The organism is Agrococcus jejuensis (assembly GCF_007679035.1).
GTDB classification, from domain to species: Bacteria; Actinomycetota; Actinomycetes; order Actinomycetales; family Microbacteriaceae; genus Agrococcus; species Agrococcus jejuensis_A.
In genome coordinates this window covers 1,358,176-1,379,646 of the sequence record NZ_VEFR01000001.1, presented here as the reverse complement: position 1 = coordinate 1,379,646, position 21,471 = coordinate 1,358,176, and the positions used below count along the sequence as shown (strand labels likewise).

Annotated in this window: 19 protein-coding genes; 4 read left to right on the top strand and 15 right to left on the bottom strand. The window is 72.2% G+C overall.

The annotated features are described in order from the left end of the window. Positions 1 to 7: 7 nt before the first annotated feature. Complete coding sequence (locus FS793_RS06625) at positions 8 to 1,318, bottom strand: DUF418 domain-containing protein (RefSeq protein ID WP_260980054.1); 1,311 nt, start codon at positions 1,316 to 1,318, stop codon at positions 8 to 10. Between the two features lie 113 nt (positions 1,319 to 1,431). Here FS793_RS06625 and FS793_RS06620 point away from each other — a divergent pair, with 113 nt between their 5' ends. After that, positions 1,432 to 2,304, top strand: a complete 873-nt coding sequence (locus FS793_RS06620) for an A/G-specific adenine glycosylase (RefSeq protein WP_144719618.1) — start codon at positions 1,432 to 1,434, stop codon at positions 2,302 to 2,304. Positions 2,305 to 2,384: 80 nt separating this feature from the next. After that, positions 2,385 to 3,791, top strand: a complete 1,407-nt coding sequence (locus FS793_RS06615) for an RNB domain-containing ribonuclease (protein WP_144719811.1) — start codon at positions 2,385 to 2,387, stop codon at positions 3,789 to 3,791. A 57-nt stretch (positions 3,792 to 3,848) separates the two neighbouring features. Here the strand turns inward: FS793_RS06615 and rbfA are convergent, their stop codons facing one another. The 4 genes from rbfA to nusA form a co-directional block, all read right to left on the bottom strand. Then, positions 3,849 to 4,286 carry a 30S ribosome-binding factor RbfA gene (gene rbfA, locus FS793_RS06610; RefSeq protein WP_144719617.1) on the bottom strand — a complete coding sequence of 146 codons (438 nt, stop codon included), beginning with the start codon at positions 4,284 to 4,286 and terminating at the stop codon, positions 3,849 to 3,851. 110 nt (positions 4,287 to 4,396) lie between these two features. Beyond that, positions 4,397 to 7,105 carry a translation initiation factor IF-2 gene (infB, locus tag FS793_RS06605; protein WP_144719616.1) on the bottom strand — a complete coding sequence of 903 codons (2,709 nt, stop codon included), beginning with the start codon at positions 7,103 to 7,105 and terminating at the stop codon, positions 4,397 to 4,399. Positions 7,106 to 7,182: 77 nt separating this feature from the next. Further along, positions 7,183 to 7,452, bottom strand: coding sequence for a YlxR family protein (locus FS793_RS16805; RefSeq protein WP_369008504.1), 270 nt, complete (start codon positions 7,450 to 7,452; stop codon positions 7,183 to 7,185). Between the two features lie 49 nt (positions 7,453 to 7,501). Further along, the gene (nusA, locus tag FS793_RS06595) at positions 7,502 to 8,491 is read right to left on the bottom strand and encodes a transcription termination factor NusA (RefSeq protein WP_144719615.1); all 990 of its coding nucleotides are present in this window, start codon (positions 8,489 to 8,491) and stop codon (positions 7,502 to 7,504) included. A 126-nt stretch (positions 8,492 to 8,617) separates the two neighbouring features. Between nusA and FS793_RS06590 the strand changes: the two genes are divergently transcribed. After that, positions 8,618 to 9,274 (top strand): peptidylprolyl isomerase, encoded by a 657-nt coding sequence (locus tag FS793_RS06590; protein WP_260980053.1) that lies wholly within the window; start codon positions 8,618 to 8,620, stop codon positions 9,272 to 9,274. Positions 9,275 to 9,335: 61 nt separating this feature from the next. Here the strand turns inward: FS793_RS06590 and FS793_RS06585 are convergent, their stop codons facing one another. Genes FS793_RS06585 through ispG form a run of 9 tightly spaced genes read right to left on the bottom strand, consistent with a single transcriptional unit; the run spans position 9,336 to position 18,819 of the window. Continuing rightward, positions 9,336 to 11,096, bottom strand: a complete 1,761-nt coding sequence (locus FS793_RS06585) for a proline--tRNA ligase (protein WP_144719613.1) — start codon at positions 11,094 to 11,096, stop codon at positions 9,336 to 9,338. A 60-nt stretch (positions 11,097 to 11,156) separates the two neighbouring features. Then, the gene (locus tag FS793_RS06580) at positions 11,157 to 11,999 is read right to left on the bottom strand and encodes a hypothetical protein (protein WP_144719612.1); all 843 of its coding nucleotides are present in this window, start codon (positions 11,997 to 11,999) and stop codon (positions 11,157 to 11,159) included. Then, the gene (locus tag FS793_RS06575; protein WP_144719611.1) at positions 11,999 to 12,982 is read right to left on the bottom strand and encodes a vWA domain-containing protein; all 984 of its coding nucleotides are present in this window, start codon (positions 12,980 to 12,982) and stop codon (positions 11,999 to 12,001) included. The genes FS793_RS06580 and FS793_RS06575 overlap by 1 nt, the downstream gene beginning before the upstream one ends. Next, positions 12,979 to 13,968 (bottom strand): vWA domain-containing protein, encoded by a 990-nt coding sequence (locus FS793_RS06570; protein ID WP_144719610.1) that lies wholly within the window; start codon positions 13,966 to 13,968, stop codon positions 12,979 to 12,981. Before FS793_RS06570 ends, FS793_RS06575 begins: the two co-directional genes overlap by 4 nt. Continuing rightward, positions 13,959 to 14,432, bottom strand: a complete 474-nt coding sequence (locus FS793_RS06565; protein ID WP_144719609.1) for a hypothetical protein — start codon at positions 14,430 to 14,432, stop codon at positions 13,959 to 13,961. The genes FS793_RS06570 and FS793_RS06565 overlap by 10 nt, the downstream gene beginning before the upstream one ends. Continuing rightward, positions 14,419 to 15,306: a DUF58 domain-containing protein gene (locus tag FS793_RS06560; protein WP_144719608.1), complete on the bottom strand. Its 888-nt coding sequence runs from the start codon at positions 15,304 to 15,306 to the stop codon at positions 14,419 to 14,421. Before FS793_RS06560 ends, FS793_RS06565 begins: the two co-directional genes overlap by 14 nt. 8 nt (positions 15,307 to 15,314) lie before the next feature. Continuing rightward, entirely contained in the window at positions 15,315 to 16,316 is a 1,002-nt protein-coding gene (locus FS793_RS06555; RefSeq protein WP_144719607.1) for an AAA family ATPase, read from the bottom strand. Next, entirely contained in the window at positions 16,313 to 17,671 is a 1,359-nt protein-coding gene (locus tag FS793_RS06550) for an MFS transporter (RefSeq protein WP_144719606.1), read from the bottom strand. The genes FS793_RS06555 and FS793_RS06550 overlap by 4 nt, the downstream gene beginning before the upstream one ends. Then, on the bottom strand, positions 17,668 to 18,819 hold the full coding sequence (gene ispG / locus FS793_RS06545; protein WP_144719605.1) for a flavodoxin-dependent (E)-4-hydroxy-3-methylbut-2-enyl-diphosphate synthase: 1,152 nt from the start codon (positions 18,817 to 18,819) through the stop codon (positions 17,668 to 17,670). Before ispG ends, FS793_RS06550 begins: the two co-directional genes overlap by 4 nt. A 367-nt stretch (positions 18,820 to 19,186) precedes the next feature. Between ispG and FS793_RS06540 the strand changes: the two genes are divergently transcribed. Next, positions 19,187 to 20,017, top strand: coding sequence for an endonuclease domain-containing protein (locus FS793_RS06540; protein ID WP_186329364.1), 831 nt, complete (start codon positions 19,187 to 19,189; stop codon positions 20,015 to 20,017). A 104-nt stretch (positions 20,018 to 20,121) separates the two neighbouring features. Here FS793_RS06540 and FS793_RS06535 read toward each other — a convergent pair whose 3' ends face one another. Next, positions 20,122 to 21,450 (bottom strand): M50 family metallopeptidase, encoded by a 1,329-nt coding sequence (locus FS793_RS06535; RefSeq protein ID WP_144719603.1) that lies wholly within the window; start codon positions 21,448 to 21,450, stop codon positions 20,122 to 20,124. Between the last annotated feature and the right edge of the window lie 21 nt (positions 21,451 to 21,471).

The window sequence follows — 21,471 nt, the reverse complement described above, 5'->3', positions numbered from 1 at the left end:
AGCCAGGCTAGCCGCGCAGGCTCGCCGTCGGGGCGGTGCTCGCCGAGGGCGCAGCGGGCTCGCGCATCCCCGTGGGCTGCGCCTTCGCGTCGCGCGGGTAGGCGAGCCTGCGCAGCAGCGTCTCGGCCGGTCCGCGGCGCCCAGCAGCGTCGAGCGCGACGGCGACCACGACGGTGACGAGCCACACGCCGACCGCGTACAGCGCGCCCTGCCACTCCGTGAGCACGCCGCCGAGGCCGAGACCCCACGCCGACAGCACGGGCACGAAGAGCACCGACTGCAGCAGGTAGCTCGTCATCGACCGCTTGCCGACCGCCGTGAGCGCCCGACCCGCGATGCCGAGCGGCCTGCGGGCCAGGCGTGCCGCGACGAGCCCGAAGAGCGCCGCGTAGCCGGCGCCCGCGGGCAGCCCCGTCGCGGCGTGCAGCAGCGAGAGGGCCCACGACGGCATGGCATCGAAGGCGCCCAGGAACTGCGCGAGCGCGAGCGCACCGCCCGCCCAGCCGATGGCGATGCCCCACGCGGCGACGCGCACGAGGAGCGCTCGGTGCCGCTCGGGCTCCTCGAGGATGCCGTGGCGCGCCGCGAGGATGGCCAGCAGGATCGCGAGTGGCACGACGAGGCCGAAGACGCCCTGGCCAGGGGTGATGAGGAGCCACATGCCCAGGCGCGCCAGGATCGACATCGGATAGGACTCCATCCCCGCCACCGACGGGATCGCGCCGGCGTCGGCGCCCTCGACGTCGAAGGGCAGGTCGAGCGCGCCGAGCAGCGCCCCCATCGCCGCCGTCGAGAGCGCGCCGAGCGCGAGCAGCCCGCCGAGCACCCACGCCCAGATGGCGATCGTGCGATCGCGGCGCTCGAGGAAGATCCATCCGATGAGCAGGCCCACGAGTCCGTACGCGCCGACGATGTCGCCCATCCACAGCAGCGCCGCGTGGACCGCGCCGAACGCGAGCATCCACCAGTGCCGACGGCGCAGCAGGCGGCGAGCCTCGAGCGACGTCGCACCCGCTGCGAGCTGCCTGCGGTACAGCTGCCACATGCCGTAGCCGAAGAGGAAGGCGAACAGCGGGTAGCTGCGACCGTCGACCGCGACGATCGCGATCGCCTGCCAGATGCGGTCGCCGAGCGATCCGTCGACGTGATGCATCGACGTGAGCCCGGTCTCGCGACCGAACAGGTGCCACGGCATGTTCGCGAGGGCGATGAGCAGCAGCATGAGGCCGCGCGCGAGGTCGGGGGCGATGGCCCGCACGCGCGAGGCCGCCTGCGAGGTCGCGATGGTCGGGGGTCCTGCGGCGGCTGGTGTCGTCACGCGAACGACGCTACGGAGCACGGCTGGACGGCCGCATCCACCCATGGTCGGACGTGCGCGCCCGTCGAACGGCGGAGGCGGGCGAGCGAGCGCCGCGCCCGTAGCCTGGACCGATGGACGCGGACCTGCTGCATGCGCGCCTCGCGCCCTGGTATGCCGAGCATCGCCGCGACCTGCCGTGGCGCGAGCCGGGCTTCTCGGCCTGGGGCACGCTCGTGAGCGAGATCATGCTGCAGCAGACGCAGGTCGCGCGCGTGCGCACCGCGATCGTCGAGTGGCTGGGCCGCTGGCCCACGCCCGCCGACCTCGCGGACGCGCCCACCCACGAGGTGCTGCGCGCGTGGGGCACGCTCGGCTATCCGCGACGGGCGCTGCGGCTGCAGGATGCCGCGCGCGCGATCGTCGAGCGGCACGGCGGCGCCGTGCCCGACGACGTGGACCTGCTGCTCGCGCTCCCGGGCATCGGCGACTACACCGCGCGCGCCGTCGCCGTCTTCCACTTCGGGCAGCGGCATCCCGTCGTCGACACGAACGTGCGCCGCGTCATCGCGCGCGCCGTGCAGGGGCAGGGGGATGCGGGACCCGCGGCCCGCGCGGACCTCGCGCGCGTCGAGGGGCTGCTGCCTGCCGACGTCGCCGAGGCCGGGGTCGTGTCGATCGCGCTCATGGAGCTCGGCGCGCTCGTCTGCACCGCGCGCGCCCCGCGCTGCGACGACTGCCCGCTGCTGGGCGACTGCGCGTGGGTCGCCGCCGGCCGGCCCGTGTACGAGGGACGCCGTGCGCCGCGCCAGGCGGCGTTCGCGGGCAGCGACCGGCAGGCGCGCGGCACGGTGCTGCGCGCGCTGCGCGGCGTCGACGTGCCGCTGTCGCGCGCCGAGCTCGCGCCGCTGTGGCCGGATGCGGAGCAGCTGGGGCGGGCGATCGCCTCGCTCCACGACGACGGCCTCGTCGTCGTGGAGGGCGAGTCGGTGCGGCTGCCGCACTAGCGGCACCGCGGGTGCTCCTCTCGAGGCTCGCTTTGCTCGCACCTCGAGGAGCGGTCTCTGGCTAGGGTCGAACCGTGCCCATGCGACAGCAACGGCTCCGCGCCGACGCTCCCGAGCTCACCGCGGCGCTCGCCGCCATCCGCGCCGACCTCGGCGCCGACGAGGCCTTCCCGCCGGAGGTCGAGGCCGAGGCGGCCCGCGCGGCGCAGCGCCCCCTCGAGGGCGTCGACCGCACCGACGTGCCGTTCCTCACCATCGACCCCGCGGGCTCGACCGATCTCGACCAGGCGCTGAGCATCGAGGCCGATGGCGACGGGCACGTCGTGCGCTACGCCATCGCCGACGTCCCCGCCTTCGTCGAGCCCGGCGGCGCCGTCGATGCCGAGGCCCGCAGGCGGGGCCAGACGCTCTACGCCCCCGACGCCCGCGTGCCCCTGCATCCGACGGTGCTGAGCGAGGATGCCGCGAGCCTCCTGCCGAACGTCGAGCGGCAGGCGCTCGTGTGGACGTTCGTGCTCGACGCGGCGGGCGCCGTGCGCGACACGAGCCTCGAGCGCGCCCGCATCCGCAGCCGCGAGCAGCTCTCGTATCCCGAGGCGCAGGTGCGCGTCGACGCGGGCGACGCGCACCTCGGCATGCTGCGCACCGTCGGCGAGCGGCGCATCGTGCTCGAGGCGGCGCGCGAGGGCGCGAGCCTCGACGCACCCGACGAGGAGGTCGTGCACGACGAGCACGGCTGGCGCATCGAGCGCCGCGCTCCCCTGCCGGTCGAGCAGTGGAACGCGCAGATCAGCCTCATGACCGGCATGGAGGCCGCCAGGCTGCAGCTGGCCGCCGGCGAGGGCGTGCTGCGCACGATGCCGCGCCCGTCGACGAGCGCCATCGGCGACTTCCGCCGCGCCACCGAGGCGCTCGGCGTGCCGTGGGCCGAGGGCGAGCACTACGGCGCCTTCCTGCGGCGCCTCGACCGTGCCGAGCCGACGACCGTCGCGATCCTCGCCGCAGCCAGGCGCCTGTTCCGAGGTGCCGACTACCTCGTGCTCGACGGACGCACGCCCGGCGCGGACGCCGTGGTGCAGGCCGCCATCGGCGCGCCCTACGCGCACACGACGGCACCGCTGCGGCGCCTCGTCGACCGCATCGTGCTCGCCCACTGCGAGGCCATCGCGAACGGACGAGACGTGCCCTCGTGGGCGCGCGAGGCGGCGCAGGGCGTGCCCGAGGCCATGCGGTCGTCGGGCTCGCGCGCGTCGCAGCTCGAGCGCGAATCGCTGCAGGCCGTCGCCGCGTGGATCCTCAGCGACCGCATCGGCGACGAGCTCGACGCCCTCGTGGTCGAGCGCCGCGACGACGAGGCCGTCGTGCAGCTCGTCGACCCGCCCGTCGAGGTGCGCGTCGTCACCGCCGCCGAGCCGGCGACGCGCATCCGCGTGCGCGTGCGCGCCGCATCCGTCGCCGACGGCACGATCGCGCTCGACGAGGCCTGAGCCCCGACGACGAAGGACCCGGCACGCGAGGCGTGCCGGGTCCCGTCGATCGAGGGCTCAGTCCTCGTCGTCGTCCTCGCGAGGCTTGCGGTACGGGTCCGCGTCGCCGGCGTACGACGCCGTCGACTGCTCCTTGCTCGTCGCGGCGTCGCGCGTGCGCGCCTCGTCGAGCAGGTGGTCGATCGACGCCGCGTTCTCGGGCAGCGCGTCGAGGATGAACTCCACCGACGGCGTGAGGCGCAGCGTGAGGCCCTTGCCGATCTCGCGGCGCACGACGCCCTTCGCCGACTGCAGCGCCGCAGCGGAGTCGCTGCGCTCCTCGTCGGTGCCGTACACGGTGTAGAAGATCGACGCGTGCTGCAGGTCGCCGGTGACGCGCACGTCGGTGATCGTCACGAACCCGAGGCGCGGATCGCGGATCTCGCGCTCGAGCGTCTTCGCGGTGATCTCCTGGATGCGGTCCGCGATCTTGCGGGCCCTGGGGTTCTCTGCCACGACTGCTTCCTCTCCTCATGGCGCCTCGCAGCGCCGATGCTCTTCGTCCGGATCGATCCGGATGCGCGGATGGGGTGGCCGCAGCCACCCCATCCGTGCGTGTCCGCGACTCAGTCGCGCGGCTTCTCGACCATCTCGATGGTCTCGATCTCGTCGCCCAGCTGCAGGTCGTTGAACTTGCCCAGGCCGATGCCGCACTCGAAGTCGGTCTTGACCTCGGTGACGTCGTCCTTGAAGCGGCGCAGCGACTCGATGGACAGGCCATCGGCCAGCACGACGCCGTCGCGGATGACGCGCGCCTTCGCGTTGCGGGTGATCGTGCCGGAGCGCACGATGACACCGGCGATGTTGCCCCACTTCGACGAGCGGAACACCTCCCGGATCTCCGCGACGCCCGACTGGACCTCCTCGTACTCCGGCTTCAGCATGCCCTTCAGCGAGCTCTCGATGTCGTCGATCGCTGCGTAGATGACGTTGTAGAAGCGGACGTCGACGCCCTCGCGGGCGGCACGCTCGCGCGCCTTCGGGTCGGGGCGCACGTTGAAGCCCACGATCACGGCCGAGTCGACCGTCGCGAGGTTCACGTCGGACTCGGTGACGGCACCGACGCCTCGGTGGATGATGCGCAGGTCGACCGAGTCGTCGATGTCGATCTTGAGCAGCGACTCCTCGAGCGCCTCGACCGCACCGGACACGTCGCCCTTGATGATGAGGTTGAGGGTCTCGACCTTGCCCTGGTCGAGGGCGGCCTTGAAGTCCTCGAGCGAGATGCGCTTGCGGCTCTTCGCCAGCAGCGCGTTGCGCTCGACGGCCTCGCGCTTCTCGGCGATCTGACGCGCGGTGCGGTCCTCCTCGGTGACGAGGAAGGTGTCGCCTGCGCGCGGGACCGACGAGAGGCCCTGCACCTGGACGGGCATCGACGGCCATGCCTCGTCGACGGGGGTGCCGTCGTCGAGGGTCATGGCACGCACGCGGCCGTAGGCCGTGCCCGCGACGATCGCATCGCCGACGCGCAGCGTGCCCGACTGGATGAGCACGGTCGTGACGGCACCGCGGCCCTTGTCGAGGCGAGCCTCGATCGCGACGCCGCGCGCCTCCTTGTTGGGGTTGGCGCGCAGGTCGAGCCCGGCGTCGGCCGTGAGCAGCACGGCCTCGATGAGCTCGTCGACGCCCTTGCCCGTGAGCGCGGACACGTCGACGAACATGACGTCGCCGCCGTACTCCTCGGCCACCAGGTTGTACTCGGTGAGCTGCTGACGCACCTTGGCGGGGTTCGCGCCCTCCTTGTCGACCTTGTTGACCGCGACCACGATCGGCACGCCCGCGGCCTGGGCGTGGTTCAGCGCCTCGACCGTCTGGGGCATGATGCCGTCGTCGGCCGCGACCACGAGGATCGCGAGGTCGGTGACGCGAGCACCACGGGCACGCATGGCCGTGAAGGCCTCGTGACCGGGGGTGTCGATGAAGGTCACCGCGCGCTCGAGGCCCTCGTGCTCGCGGTAGACCTGGTACGCACCGATGTGCTGCGTGATGCCGCCGGCCTCGCCTGCGATGACGTTCGACTTGCGGATCGCGTCGAGCAGTCGCGTCTTGCCGTGGTCGACGTGACCCATGACCGTGACGACGGGGGCGCGGAACTCGAGGTCCGACTCGTCCTCGTCCTCGAGCTCCTGCTCGAGGTCGAGGCCGAAGCCCTCGAGGAGCTCCTTGTCCTCGTCCTCGGGGCTGACGATCTGGATGCGGTAGCCGAGCTCCTCGCCGAGGATCTCGAACGTCGACTCGTCGAGCGACTCGGTGGCCGTGGCCATCTCGCCCAGGTGGAACAGCACCTGCACGAGGTCGCCGGGGCTCACGTCGATCTTCTCGGCGAAGTCCGAGATCGATGCGCCGCGGCGCATGCGGACGACCTGGCCGTCGCCGCGACGGACGCGCACGCCGCCGAGCGACGGCGCCTCGCGCATCTCGAACTCGAGCCGCTTCGTCCGCTTCGACTTGCGCGACTTGGCCTTGCCGCCGCCCTTGCCGAACGCGCCGGCGGTGCCGCCGGGACCGCGACCACGACGACCCGCGAACGCGGGACCGCCACGACCGGGGGCGCCACGACCGGGCTGGCCGGCGCCGGGACGCTGGAAGCCGAGGCCGCCGCCACCACCGGGGCCGCCCTGGCCGCCGCGCGGAGCGCCGGGACGGGGCGAGCCGGGACGCGGGGCGCCCGGACGGGGTGCGCCGGGACGCGGGGCGCCCGGGCGGGGGCTGTCACGCGTGGGGCGTGCCGTGAACGGGTTGTTGCCGCCGCGCGGACGGCCCATGCCCTGCGACGACGCGAAGGGGTTGTTGCCGGGGCGGGGTGCGCCGGGACGCGCCATCGGGCGCGGGATGGCGCTGGGGGTGGGTGCGTCGCCTGCGGGTGCCGCGGGCGTCGCGGGGGCTGCTGCTGCCTCGGCGGCCGCTGCGGGCGCCTCGGCGGGCGTCGCGGCCGGTGCCTCGGCAGCCGGCTTCGCCGCTGCAGGGGCAGCGGGCGCTGCGGGGGTCGTCGGCGCGGGCGCCTCGGCGGCGGGCTTCGCCGCCGCGGGCTTCGCGGCGCCCGGCTTGGCTGCGGGCTTCGACGCAGGCTTCGCCTGCGCCGGCGCCGATGCGGCCTCGGGCTGCTTGGCGACGCCGGCCTCCTCGAGGGCGGCCTTGAGCTTGCGCGCGACCGGCGGAGCGACGGCGGATGCGGGGCCCTTGACGAACTCCCCCATCTCCTTCAGCTTCGCGAGCGCGACCTTGCTCTCGACGCCGAGCTCGGCGGCGATCTCGTGTACGCGTGGGTTTGCCACTGGTTGTTCTCCTGTCCGGGTCCGACCCCGAACAGGGGACGGACGTCTAGCTGACGGGTCTCATCTCGAGCCGCTCATCAGTTGTCCATGGTGGTTTCTGTCTTCCTGTCGTGGCCGTCTCCGGCCAGTCGTGCCGCCCACGCTTCGATGGGCGTCGCGTCGAGTCCCCTCGAGCGCAACGCGTGTCCGAGCGATCTCGTCGCCCGCTGGACGCACGCAGCATCCGAGTGCACCCACGCGCCCCTGCCTGGCAGGCGTCGACCTTCGTCGACGACCACCGCGCCGTTCGCCGCGACGAGACGCACCAGGGCGTCCTGCTCGCAGCGCATGCGGCAGCCGAGGCACATGCGGATGGGCATCAGTCTATCCCAACGCTGGACGGGGCTCGACGCTTCCCTAGTCCTCGTCCATGACGGAGTCGGGCTGGATGTCGATCTTCGAGCCCGTGAGCTTCGCGGCGAGGCGGGCGTTCTGGCCCTCCTTGCCGATCGCGAGCGAGAGCTGGAAGTCGGGCACAAGGGCGCGCACGGCCTTGAGCTTCGCGTCGAGCAGGAACGCATCCGTGACCTTCGCAGGGCTCAGGGCGTTCGCGACGAAGGTGGCGAGGTCGTCGGAGTAGTCGACGATGTCGATCTTCTCCTCGCCGAGCTCGGCCTGCACGGCGCGCACGCGCGAGCCCATCTCGCCGATCGCGGCACCCTTGGCGTTGATGCCGGGGGCCTTGGCGATGACGGCGATCTTCGAGCGGTGGCCGGCCTCGCGCGCGATCGCGACGATCTCGACCTGGCCGCTGGCGATCTCGGGCACCTCGTGCGCGAAGAGCTTGCGCACGAGCGCCGGGTGCGTGCGCGACACCGTGACCTGCGGGCCCGTGCGGCCGCGCTCGACCTTCGTGATGAGCACGCGCAGGCGCTGGCCGTGACGGTACTCGGCGCCGGGCACGCGCTCCTCGGGCGGCATGATCGCCTCGACCTCGCCGAGCTGCACGTAGACCATGCGCGGGTTGGGGCCCTGCTGCACGACGCCGGCGACGATCTCGCCCTCGCGGCTCTTGAAGTCGCCGAGGATCGACTCGTCCGAGTGCGCGCGCAGGCGCTCGAAGATGACCTGCTTGGCGGCGGATGCGGCGATGCGACCGAAGTCCTCCTGCGCCACGGGCGACTCGCCGATGACGTTGCCGTCCTCGTCGGTCTCGGTCTCGAAGACCTGCACGAGACCGCTCTTGCGGTCGATCGTGACGCGCACGCGAGGCGCGTCGGCCGCACGGTGCTCCTCGGAGCGCAGGTACGCCTGCAGGATGGCCTGCTCGGTGATGACGACGAGCTCGTCGAACGGGACCTCGCGCTCGCGCTCGAGGTGCTTCAGCACGCTGAGATCGATCTCCATGGGGCGCCTCCTGGTATGCAGTTGTGGTCGGGCAGACCTTCGAGGATACCGGATGCGGCGAGCACGGGACGGGAGCGCATCCCCGCCCGCGCGCGGCTCGCGCGCGCGACCGGATACCGTCGAGTCGTGCGCTCCCGACTCCTCCCCGCTGCCCTGCTCCTCACCGCCACCCTGGCGCTCGTCGCCTGCTCGGCGCCCGACTCCCCGCAGTCGCCGTCGAGCTCCGCCGGCACGACGGCGGAGGGCTGCACGTACGTGCCCGACGGCAGCGGCAGCGTCGAGGCCCCGCCCGCCGAGCCCACGGTCTCGGGCGAGGTCGCCGTCACGCTCGAGACGAGCGCCGGCGCCATCGGCATGACGCTCGACGCCGATCGCACGCCGTGCACGGTCGGCAGCCTCGTCTCGCTCGCCGAGCAGGGCTACTTCGACGCGACGCAGTGCCATCGACTCACGACCGAGGGCATCTTCGTGCTGCAGTGCGGCGACCCGACCGGCACCGGCCGCGGCGGCCCCGGCTACTCGTACGCCGACGAGCTCGACGGCAGCGAGACGTATCCGGCCGGCACGGTCGCGATGGCGAACGCGGGGCCCGACACCAACGGCTCGCAGTTCTTCCTCGTCTACGAGGACTCGCCCCTCCCGCCCTCCTACACGGTGCTCGGCACCATGGATGACGCCGGCCTCGCCGTGGTCGCCGGGATCGGCGCCGCGGGCGTCGCGGGCGGCGGCGCGGACGGCGCGCCCGCCGAGGACGTGACCATCGCGTCGGTCGCCATCGGCTGACCTGCCGAGACACGAGGAAGGGCCGGACGCGCATCGCGTCCGGCCCTTCGTCGTGACGACCTCAGCCCTGCTGCAGGCGCGCCACGACCTCGTCGAGGCGCACCTCGGCGCGCTCGCCCGTCGCACGGTCCCACAGCTCGCCGAGACCCTCCGTGGCGCCCCGGCCCACCACGACGACGCGCGGCACGCCGATGAGCTCGGCATCGCGGAACTTCACGCCGGGGCTCACCTTCGGCCGGTCGTCGAAGAGCACCTCGAGGCCCGTGGCCTCGATGTCGGCGACGAGCTGCTCGGCGAGGGCGAAGACGGCCTCGTCGCGGCCCGTCGCGACGACGTGCACGTCGAACGGCGCGATCTCGCGCGGCCATACGATGCCCTTGTCGTCGTGGTGCGCCTCGACGATCGCCGCGAGGTTGCGCGTGACGCCGATGCCGTACGAGCCCATCGTCACCGTCTGCAGACGACCCGACTCGTCGAGGACCTGCAGCCCGAGCGTCTCGGCGAAGAAGCGACCGAGCTGGAAGACGTGGCCGATCTCCATGCCGCGCTCGATCGTCACGGGGCCCGAGCCGTCGGGAGCCGGGTCGCCGGCACGCACGGAGGCGACGTCGATCGTGCCGTCGCCGACGAAGTCGCGGCCCGCGACGAGGCCGAACACGTGCCTGCCCTCCTCGTTCGCACCCGTGAGCCACGTCGTGCCCTCGACGACGCGCGGGTCGAGCAGGTAGCGGATGCCGGTCGTCGACTGCTCGCCGAGCACGGGGCCCGCCGCCGACCACGGACCGATGTAGCCCTTCACGAGACCGGGGTTCGCGGCGAGGTCCGCCTCGGTCGCCTGCCCCACGTCCGCAGGCGCGAACGCGACCTCGGCGCGCTTCTCGTCGACGTCGCGATCGCCCGGGATGCCGACGACGACGAGCTCGCGCGTGCCGTCGTCGTGCGTCAGCGCGAGCACGACGTTCTTGAGCGTGTCCGCCGCGGTCCACGGCTCGTCGCGGGCGACGTGCTCGTTCGCGTGCGCGACGAGCGTGTCGATCGTGGGCGTCGCCGGCGTGTCGCGCACGACGGCCTCTGCCGCGTCGCCGAAGGGGATCGCCGGCGGCGCGAGCGTCGTGAACGCCTCGACGTTGGCCGCATAGCCTCCGGCGCTCTGCACGAACGCGTCCTCGCCCACGGCCGTGGGGTGCAGGAACTCCTCGCTCTTGGCCCCGCCCATGAGGCCGTTGTCGGCCGTCACGATGACGTACTCGAGACCGAGCCGCTGGAAGATGCGCTCGTACGCGTCGCGCTGCGCCTGGTAGCTCGCGGCGAGCCCCTCGTCGGTGACGTCGAACGAGTACGCGTCCTTCATCGTGAACTCCCGCGCGCGCAGCAGGCCCGCGCGCGGCCGCGTCTCGTCGCGGTACTTGTCCTGGACCTGGTAGATCGTCACGGGCAGCTGCTTGTACGACGACACGACGTCCTGCACGAGCAGCGTGAAGACCTCCTCGTGCGTCGGCGCGAGCAGGTGGTCGGCGCCCTTGCGGTCCTGCAGGCGGAAGATGCCGTCGCCGTAGGCCTTCCAGCGGCCGCTGCGCTCGTACGGCTCGCGCGGCAGCAGGCCCGGGAAGAGCACCTCCTGCGCGCCGGCGGCCGTCATCTCCTGCCGGATGACCTCCTCGATGCGGCGACGCACGCGCAGGCCGAGCGGCAGCCACGCGAAGAGGCCGGCGCCGGCGCGGCGGATGTAGCCCGCGCGCAGCAGCAGTCGGTGGCTGGCGGCCTCCGCCTCGACGGGGTCGTCGCGGAGGGTCGTCAGGAAGAGCTGGGAGAGCCGGATCACCCCACGATCCTACGAGCCGGCGGGCGCACCCTCGCACGCCGCACGCTCAGGGGCGTCACGTCACCAGGGCTGCTCGACGCCGCCGCCGCCCTCCTCCTCGCCCTGCTGCTGGTTGTACTCGTCCTGCTGCTGCTGCTGCTCCTGCGCCTGCTGGTTCTGCTCCTCGAGCTGCTCCTGCTGCGTCTGGGGCTGGTCGCCCTCGGCCGGATCCTGCGACTCCTCGGACTCCTCGCCCTCCGACGGGTCCTCCGAGTCGCCGCCGCCGCCCGACTCGTCCTCGATCTTCTCCTCGATGCGCGGCACGGCCTGCTCGAGCTGCTCGCCCGTGTCGGCCTGGATGATCGTCGGATCGGCGAAGCAGCCGTCGGGGGCCGCGTCGATGATGCCGAGGGCCTCGGTGTAGAGCCCGTTCGCGGTCTGCACGTCGTCGGCCTCGCGCGCCTGGTCGCCCTGCTTCTCGACGACGTAGACGATCGACACGAGGATGATGCAGTACTCGTTCGAGCCCTCCTGGCCGTTGAGCTCGAGCGACTCCTCGAGCAGCGTGCGCGCCTCGACGAGCTGCTCGGGGCTCCCCTGCATGCCCAGCGCGACGCCCACGTCGTAGGGCGCCTTCCACGGCTCGAGGAAGTTCCACCACTGCAGGCCTCGCGCCTGCATCTCGGCCTCCTGGTACGCGCGTCGCTCGAACGCGTTCTGCGAGGCGTCCGCGAACGCGTTGACGCTCACGAGCTTCGAGGCGAGCACGAGCCCCGCGATCGTGATGGGGGCGAGCACGAGCATGAGGATGAGCCGCAGCCTGCGGCGCGCGTCGTCGGTCCAGCGGCGTCGCCTCGGCGGCGGCGGCACGTGCGGCGGCGCCGACTGCGCGGGCGCCGCATCCCTCGTGATCGTGTCGGTCATCATCGCCTCCTCGCGCCGGAGCGCAGCCGCAGCGCTCCCGCGAACACCCACAGCTCCCACATGAGCAGCAGGAACAGCGGCACGGCGAGCACCCAGTACAGGTCGAGCCGCGCCTCCTCGGTCTGCGACAGGTCGACCTCGCCCTGCTGCGACGTCATGGCGTCGAGCGACGGCGCGAGGTCGACGTCGGCCGAGCGGTGCAGGTAGCTCACGCCCATCTGCGTCGCGATCTCGCCCAGCGCCGCCTCGTCGATGCGGCTGATGGCATCGCCGCCGGCTGGGTCCTGCACGTAGACGGGCTCCGTCGGCTGCTCGAACGACGACTCCTGCATGCGGCCGCCCTGCTCGGTGCCGTAGCCGAGCACGAACCCCGTGTCGACGAGCGGCGCGACGGTGTCGAACGACTGCGGCGGCGCCTCGGCGGTCTGCTCGCCGTCGCCCATGTAGAACACGAGGGTCGGCGCGCCCGGATGCGCCGCATCCGCCCGCTCGATCTCCTGCTGCAGCATGTCGCGGGCCGCCGAGATCGACGAGCCCTGCGAGAAGAACCCGATCTCGGGCTTCAGCGCGTTCACGAGCTCGATGACGGCCGAGCCGTCGTCGGTGAGCGGCACGCGCAGCTGCGGCTGCGAGTCGAACGTGATGACCGAGATGTTCGAGCCTGCGAATGCGTAGGCGACGTCGCGCACGTCGTCGCGGATGCCCTGGATGCGCGCCTCGCCCTGCCCCCAGTCCTCGGCCGCGATCGACTGCGACGTGTCGATGACGAGGAAGACGTTGACGTTGATCGAGCCCGTCGGCACCTCGCCGCCGGGCACGCCGGGGCGCGCGACCATCGCGATGACGACGAGCGCCATGAGCGTGCGGCGGATCCAGTGGATGCGTCGGCCGCGCTCGGCGACGAGGCGCCAGACGCACAGGCCCACGAGCGCGAGGCCCACGATGCCGAGCACCGCGATGGGGATGTCGGGCAGGAACGTCACAGTCGCACCCTCCACGCCACGAGGCAGATGCCGATGACGAGCACCATGAGGATCGGCAGCAGCGGACCCGGCCGGTCGACGATCTGCACCTCGGGCGGCGTCTCGATGTAGCCCGCCTCGATGGCGTTCACCCGCTCGACGATGTTCGCGACCGTGTCGGCGAAGTCGAGGGCGAAGTACGCGCCGCCCGTCGTCTCGGCGACGTTCTGGAGCTGCGCCGACACGGGATCCCCGCCCCAGTCGAACGGGTTGATCGCGTACACGCGCACGTCGTTGTCGATCGCGAGCTGCCCCGCCTGCTCGAGCGAGAAGATCTGCTGGCCGTTCACCATGTTGTCGGTCGCGAGGATGATCGATCGCGGCCGGTCGGTGTCGTCGGTGTCGGCGAAGTCGAGCGCGCACGACGCGAGGCCGTCGCCCACGAGCGACGCGCCGTTGCCGTTCGCCGTGCCCGCGGCGTAGCTGAACTGCTCGTCGGGGCCGAGCGTGCCCTGGAACGCCCGCTGGTACCTGCCGAGCTGCTCGACGATGTAGTCGTAGTCGCTCGTGAGCGGGAAGGCCATGACGCTCGACGCGTCGAAGATGCGCATGCCGATGCGCTCGCCGTCGAGCCCCTGCGCGATCTGCTGGAACACGCCGAGGATCTCGGCGTCGACGTCGACCATCGAGCCCGACACGTCGAGGCACAGCAGGATGTCGCGCTTGTAGTCGTCGTTCTGGTTCGCGTTGACCGCGGCCGGCCGTGCGGCGATGAAGGCCGTGCCGACGCCGCCGACGATCAGCACGACGAGGCCGAGCGCCGTCCACGCGCGATACCGCGCGAAGGCCGCCCGGTAGCGCGGCAGCGCCGTGAGGCGATCCATGTGCGCCACGGGCTTGCCCCGCTCCGCACGACGCCGGCGCACGACGGCGAGGACGCCGACCACGCCGCCCACGATGAGCAGCGCAGGCAGCATCCACCACCACAGCAGCAGCCCTACATCCACGTCGACACGACCTTCCTGGCGATGTCGATCGCGCCCTCGGGGTCGTGCTTCGCCGTGCGGCGGAACGACGACGGGTAGTACTCGGCGACGGCGCCGTGCACCGTCGGCAGGTCGGCGTCGGCGAGGTCCTCGAGCGTCATGACCTCGGCGACGACGCCCGTCGACTCGTGCGCGAAGAAGCGCAGCACGAGGCTCAGGCGCTGCGACAGCCTGCGCGCATCCAGCTCGCCGGCCGCGTGCTCGTCGGCCACCTCGTCGATCATGCCGAGGTACTTCTGCTTGAGCGACCGCACGTCGACCTTGCGCGGCGGCGGGGGCGGCGGCACGAGGATGCCGCGCGGCCGCGTGCACAGCCACACGACGTAGTAGGCGCCGCCGAGCGCGACGACGAGCAGCACGCCCGGCACCCACCACGGCTGGTACTGGAACGGCCCGTACAGGTCGGGAGCGTCAACGGCGAACACGACGGTGCCTCTCGAGCAGCCGGAACAGCGCCGGGATGACCTCGTCGGACGACGGGATGCGCTCGGCGGCGACCCCGAGCGACAGCAGCTCCTGCTGCAGCGTGCGGCGACGCTGCGCGATGCCCTCGTCGAACGCGCGCATGAGGCGCTTGTCGCGCCGCACGTAGTCGGGCAGCGGCGCGTCGCCCGCGACGCCGAAGATGTCGGGCGCCTTCGCGTCGCGCGCCATGAGGTCGGCGTCGCCGATCGAGATCCACAGCACCTCGTGCCGCACGTGCAGGCGCCCCAGCACCTGGTCGAGCTCGCGCGTGTACGCGAGGTCGTCGGCCACGATGACGACGAGCGAGCGACGACGCACGCTCTTCGCGACCTGCTCGAGCACGTGCTGCAGGTCGCTGTCCGGCGCATCGAGCGAGATCTGGTCGTCGAGCATGCGCAGCATCCGCTCGAGATGCGCCTCCGAGCCGCCCTCGGGCGTGAATCCCGTGTGCTCGGCGTTGCCCGCGTACATCGCGACGCGGTCGCCGTGCTTGATCGCGAGGTACGAGAGGATGCCGATCGTCTGGATCGCGACGTCCTCCTTCGACTCCCCGCTCTCGGCCGTCGCCGCCATGTTGCGGCCCGTGTCGACCACGACGATGACGTTGTGCTGCCGCGAGGCGATGTAGCGCTTCACGAGCGGCGTCGTCGATCGCGCCGTCGCCTTCCAGTCGATGTCCTTCACCTCGTCGCCCGGCGCGTACTCGCGCAGGTCGTCGAAGTCGTGGCTGCGGCCGTGGTGGATCGACTGGTAGTTGCCGTCGAGCAGCTCGAAGGTCCGACGATGGGCGTGGATCGCCATCTTCGTCTTGACCTTCTGGAGCCTGCGCTGCATGACGACCCCTACGGCGTGCGCACGGCGTCGAAGATCGCGTCGACGACCTGCTCGCTCGTCACGCCGTCCGCCTCCGCCTCGTAGCCGAGGATGATGCGGTGGCGCAGGATCGAGTGGCGCAGCGTCTTCACGTCCTCGGGGATGACGTAGTCGCGGCCGCGCACGAGCGCGAGGGCGCGCGTCGCCTGCGTGAACGCGATCGAGCCGCGGGGGCTCGCGCCGTACTCGATGTAGCCGGCGAGCTGCGCCCCGATGTAGTCCTTCGCGTGGCGCGTGACGTACATGAGCTGCACGACGTAGTTCACGATCGCCTGGTCGACGTAGACGCGCTTCGTGAGCTCCTGCAGGAACTGCACGTCGGCGACCGACGCGACGGGCGTCGCATCCGACTCGAAGACGCCCGACTCGATGCGGCGCACGATCTCCGCCTCCTCCGTGGGCGACGGGTAGGTGAGGATCTCCTTGAGCAGGAAGCGGTCGAGCTGCGCCTCGGGCAGCGTGTACGTGCCCTCCTGCTCGATGGGGTTCTGCGTCGCGAGCACGAGGAACGGCTTCGGCAGCGGGTGCGACTCGCCGCCGATCGACGTCTGGCGCTCCTGCATGGCCTCGAGCATCGCCGACTGCGTCTTGGCGCTCGATCGGTTGATCTCGTCGAGCAGCACGAAGTTCGCGTGCACCGGCCCCAGCTGCGTGCGGAACGTGCCGTCGTGCTGGTCGTAGATCTGCGTGCCGACGATGTCGGACGGCAGCAGGTCGGGGGTGCACTGGATGCGGTGGAACGTCGCGTCGACCGCGCGCGCGATCGTCGCCGCCGCCGTCGTCTTCGCGAGACCGGGGACCGACTCCATGAGCACGTGGCCGTTCGCCAGCACCGCGACGAGGAGCGACTGCAGCAGGTCGGCCTGGCCGACGACCTTCGACGCGAACGACTGCTGCACGGCCCGGATCACCTGCCCGCCGCGTGCGAGCTCGTCCTTCGTGATGGGCGCGCGGCCCGGCACTGCGTTCACGGATGGTCCTCCAGAGGTCGGCGAGGTGCGTCATCGACGGTAGTCGCATCGCGCAGCACCCCGCTGGGTGCATCCTGCACGGCGCCTGACGCGACCGTGGCGGGCGGCTGGACGGCATCGGCGCGGCCCGGGCGCGTCGCCGCGATCGCTGCGACGCAGCCCGCGACGACGAACGCCGCCATCGCGAGCGACAGGCCCGCGTAGCCCGCGAGGCCGAGGATCGGGCCGGCGATCGCACCGGCGGCGGCACCCGTGAGGCCCTGCGCGAGGTCGGAGCGGCCCTGGATGCGCGGGCGGACGCGCTCGGGGGCCGACTCGCTCACGAGCGTCGAGCCCGCGACGGTCGCGGCGCTCCAGCCGAGGCCCAGCAGCGCGAGCGACAGCGGTGCGAGGTCCGCGGGCAGCGCGACGTTCACGACGATCGAGCCGACGAGCAGCGCCTGTCCCACGAGGATCGTCTGCACCCTGCCCATCCGGTCGGCGAGGATGCCGAAGACGGGCGACAGCGCGTACATGCCCGCTGTGTGGGCGCTCATCGTGATGGCGATGCCCGTGAGCGAGTGGCCCGCGTGCTCGAGGTGCACGGGCGTGAGCGCCATGATGCCGACCATCGTCGCGTGCGCGCTCGCCACGACGACGATCGCGAGCAGGGCGCGCGGATGGTCGAGGAGCCTCGTGCGCTCGGTCGCGGCGGGGCGGGTGCCCGGCTCGTCGCCGTGCATCGCCTGCGCCGTCAGCAGGGGGTCGGGCCGCAGCCCGATGGCGAGCGCCGCCGCCGTGAGCGCCTGCATGGCACCGACGATCACGTACGCGCCGACGAGGTGCGGCAGGCCGAGCGCGACGCCGATCGCGTCGCCAGGCGGGATGAGCTGCGGACCGACCACGACGCCGATCGTCGTCATCCACACCACGAGCGACAGGTCGCGGCCGCGACGCCCCCGCACCGAGAGGTCGGTGGCGGCGAAGCGCGACTGCAGGTTGACGGCCATCGACGCGCCGAGCAGCAGGAAGCCCGCCAGCGCGATGGGCCACGCGTCGAGCGTGCCGCCGACGACGATCGTGCTGGTGCCGGCGAGGCCGACGAGCGCGCCCGTCGTGAGCGCCGCCCTGCGCCCCCTGCGCGCCGCGAGGCGGGCGAGCGGCACGGCCAGGATCGCGCCGCCGAGGGTGAGCAGCGTGGCCGCGAGGCCCGCGAACGCCGCATCCCCCGTCACCTGCTCCACGAGCAGGCTGCCGACGCCCACCGCGACGCCGTTGCCGACGCCGCCGAGCGCCTGCCCGAGGGACAGCACCACGAGGGTGCGCCGCTGCGCGGGATGCTGGATGAGGCGTGGCTTGGGCGCGCGGCTCGTCATGAGCCCGACGTGACGACGGTCGCCTCGCCCGCGGGAAGGTCGGGGTTCTCGGCGGCGATGCGCCGCGCCTCCTCGATGAGCGTCGCGACGATCTCGGCCTCGGGCACGGTCTTGACGACCTGGCCCTTCACGAAGATCTGCCCCTTGCCGTTGCCGCTCGCGACGCCCAGGTCGGCCTCGCGCGCCTCTCCCGGGCCGTTCACGACGCATCCCATGACGGCGACGCGCAGCGGCACCGTGACGTCCTTGAGCCCCTCGGTGACCTCGTCGGCGAGCGTGTACACGTCGACCTGCGCGCGGCCGCACGACGGGCACGACACGATCTCGAGGCGGCGCTCGCGCAGGCCGAGCGACTGCAGGATCTGCAGGCCCACCTTGACCTCCTCGGCCGGCGGCGCCGAGAGCGAGACGCGGATCGTGTCGCCGATGCCCTCGGACAGCAGGATGCCGAACGCCGTCGCCGACTTGATCGTGCCCTGGAACGCGGGGCCGGCCTCCGTCACGCCGAGGTGCAGCGGCCAGTCGCCCGCCTGCGCGAGCAGCCGGTACGCCTGCACCATCGTGACGGGGTCGTTGTGCTTCACCGAGATCTTGAAGTCGTGGAAGTCGTGCTCCTCGAAGAGGCTCGCCTCCCACACCGCCGACTCGACGAGCGCCTCGGGCGTCGCCTTGCCGTGCTTCTGCAGCAGGCTCGGCTCGAGGCTGCCTGCGTTGACGCCGATGCGCAGGCTCACGCCCGCCGCCTTCGCGCGCTTCGCGATCTCGCCCACCTGGTCGTCGAACCTGCGGATGTTGCCGGGGTTCACGCGCACCGCGGCGCATCCGGCGTCGATCGCAGCGAAGACGTACTTCGGCTGGAAGTGGATGTCGGCGATGACCGGGATCTGCGACTTCCTCGCGATGATGTGCAGCACGTCGGCATCGTCCTGCGTCGGCACGGCGACGCGCACGATGTCGCAGCCCGAGGCCGTGAGCTCCGCGATCTGCTGCAGCGTGCCGTCGATGTCGGTCGTCTTCGTCGTCGTCATCGACTGCACGGAGACGGGAGCGTCGCTGCCCACCGCGACGCTGCCCACGCGGATCTGCCGGGTGCGCCGCCTGGGGGCGAGCGTGCGCACGTCCGGCGTGCCGAGGTTGATGGCGGCCATGTCGTCCACCCTACGACCGCCCGCCCCTCCCTCCGCGCGTCTTGACTGGTCGCTCGTCGTGATGACTGGTCACTCGTGGTGGTGACTGGTCACTCGTTGCGCCGACTGGTCACTCGTTGCGCCCATCGGTCACTCGTCGGGATGGCGCTGGTCACTGGCCGGGGTGATCGGTCAACCGTTGGCCCGACGAGTGACCAGTCAACGGGGGCGGGCCTGGCGCGTCCCTCACAGGGGGCGCACATCCACAGATCCCATGTGAGGACGCGAAGGCACCACGACGTCACCCCATGATCCCGTCATGTCGCACCTGCTCCCTCCCGACGGAACTGCTCGGGCGTTCACCGTGCCCGAGGCGCTCGCACGAGGCATGACTCGAGACGAGCTGCGAGGATCGGGCCTGGTCGCGCCGCTGCTGGGCGTGCGGATCGTCGGTCGCGAGCCGCAGGTCACGAGGGCGCAGTTCCTCGACGCCGTGCGCAGCATCGCGAGCGCGGAGCAGTTCCTCTCGCATACGACAGCCGCTCGCGTCCATGGGATGCCGATGCCAGGGCGGTTGTCGCACGACGACGTGCACCTGGCGGCGCCGACGATGGGATCGCGGATGCGCCGCGCCGGCGTCGTCGGTCACCGTCTCAAGGCCGAGGTCGTGGAGGTCGATGGCATTCGCGTCGAGCACCCGCTCGACACGTTCGTCCACCTCGCGACGGTCCTCACGCTGCACGAGCTCGTCGCCGTGGCCGACTGGTTGCTGCAGGAGCGCAACGCCGCGCACTCGTCGAAGGCTGCGATGCTCGAACGGCTCGACCACTTCAAGGGCGCGCGCGGACTGCCGCTGCTACGCCGCGCGATCGCGATGGCGCGGCCCGGCGTCGAATCGCCGAGGGAGACGCAGCTCCGCCTCCTGGTCACGGGAGCCGGACATCCCGAACCTCGGTGCAACGTCGACGTCTTCGACGACGAGGGCACCTTCGTCGCGCGCGTCGATCTCGCGTGGCCGGCGCTGAGGATCGCGCTCGAGTACGACGGCGAGCAGCATCGACTCGACGACCGGCAGTACGCGCGGGACATCGACCGCCTCGCGGCGTTGGCGAGCCTCGGATGGACGGTGATCCGGGTGACGAAGGACCACCTGCGGGATCCTGCGCGCCTCGTCCTGCCGCGAGTAGCGGCCGCGCTCGGTGCGGGTCGTCCGGCTTGACTGGTCACTCGTTGGCACAACGAGTGACCGATCACCCCAACGAGCGACCAGTCGATCCAACGAGTGACCAGTCGGGCCCGAAACGGGACGGGCGAGGGGCTCGGTCAGGGGAGGATCGAGATGGGGTTGATGATGTCGGCGTAGATCAGCAGGGCGCTCATGAGGCCGAGCACCACCGTGACCGCGAGGGTCACGGGCACCCAGCGGGCCGTGTCGATCGGGCCCGGGTCGGGCTTGCCGCGCAGCCTCGCGAAGCCGCGGCGGATCGCCTCGAGCACCGCGCCCAGCACGTGGCCGCCGTCGAGCGGCATGAGCGGCACGAGGTTGAAGACGAACAGCGCCACGTTGAGCGACGCGAGGATGCCGAGCATCGACGACGCGCGCTCTGCGATCGGCACCTGGTCGAGCGACGCGATCTCGCCGGCGATGCGACCCACGCCGACGACCGAGATCGGCCCCTCGGGGTCGCGCTCGCCGCCGCCGAACGCCGCCTGGCCGACCTCGACGAGGCGCACGGGCAGCGTCGCGATGACCTGGGCGACGCGCACGACGTTGTCGGCGACCGCGACGGGCACCTCGGCGATCGACTGCTGCACGATCTCGTACTGCGGCCCGATGCCGATGAACCCGACCGTCTCGACCTGCGGCTCGCCGTCGACCTCCACGATCTGGCCGTCGGCATCCGTCACGTACCGCTCGGTCGCGAGGGGCGTCACCTGCAGGTCGACGTCGGCGCCGTCGCGCTCGACCGTGAACGTGAGCTCCTGCCCCGCGTCGTCGCGGATGCCCGCCTGCACGTCGGCCCACGACGCGATGGGCGCGCCATCGATCGCGACGATGACGTCGCCGGGCTCGATGCCGGCCGCGGCAGCGGGAGCGGCGGGGTCGGACGTCTCGCACGCCGTGCGGTCCTGGCTGGCCGGGATGACGCACTCCGACAGCGACGCGATCGTCGTGCCGGGCTGCGCGACGCCGAAGCCGCACAGCACGATCGCGTAGAGGATCGCGGCGAGCAGCAGGTTCATGAACGGCCCGCCGAGCATGATGACGATGCGCTTCCACACCGGCAGGCGGTAGAACGTGCGCTCCTCCCCCACGCCCTCCGCCGACTCCGCCGACACGTCGCGCGCATCCTGCACGAGCGTGTCGAAGAAGCCGGTGGATGCGGTGCGCGACGCCTCGCCCTCGCGACGCGGCGGGAACATGCCGGCCATCGAGATGTAGCCGCCGAGCGGGATGGCCTTCAGGCCGTACTCCGTCTCGCCCTTCCTGCGCGAGAAGAGCGTCGGCCCGAACCCGATCATGTACTGGCCCACGCGCACGCCGAAGCGCTTCGCCGGCACGAGGTGGCCGACCTCGTGGAGCGCGATCGAGGCCGCGAGGCCGATCACGAGGATGACGACGCCGAGGACGTAGAGCAGGACCGAATCCATCGCCTGCCGATGCTACGCGGC

Bases quoted from the DNA above. Each gene is read 5' to 3' on its own strand.
- FS793_RS06620 (WP_144719618.1), top strand. From the start codon at position 1,432: ATGGACGCGGACCTGCTGCATGCGCGCCTCGCGCCCTGGTATGCCGAG.
- FS793_RS06615 (WP_144719811.1), top strand. From the start codon at position 2,385: ATGCGACAGCAACGGCTCCGCGCCGACGCTCCCGAGCTCACCGCGGCG.
- FS793_RS16805 (WP_369008504.1), bottom strand. From the start codon at position 7,452: ATGTGCCTCGGCTGCCGCATGCGCTGCGAGCAGGACGCCCTGGTGCGT.
- nusA (WP_144719615.1), bottom strand. From the start codon at position 8,491: ATGGAGATCGATCTCAGCGTGCTGAAGCACCTCGAGCGCGAGCGCGAG.
- FS793_RS06580 (WP_144719612.1), bottom strand. From the start codon at position 11,999: ATGACCGACACGATCACGAGGGATGCGGCGCCCGCGCAGTCGGCGCCG.
- FS793_RS06560 (WP_144719608.1), bottom strand. From the start codon at position 15,306: ATGCAGCGCAGGCTCCAGAAGGTCAAGACGAAGATGGCGATCCACGCC.
- FS793_RS06550 (WP_144719606.1), bottom strand. From the start codon at position 17,671: ATGACGAGCCGCGCGCCCAAGCCACGCCTCATCCAGCATCCCGCGCAG.
- ispG (WP_144719605.1), bottom strand. From the start codon at position 18,819: ATGGCCGCCATCAACCTCGGCACGCCGGACGTGCGCACGCTCGCCCCC.
- FS793_RS06540 (WP_186329364.1), top strand. From the start codon at position 19,187: ATGACTCGAGACGAGCTGCGAGGATCGGGCCTGGTCGCGCCGCTGCTG.
- FS793_RS06535 (WP_144719603.1), bottom strand. From the start codon at position 21,450: ATGGATTCGGTCCTGCTCTACGTCCTCGGCGTCGTCATCCTCGTGATC.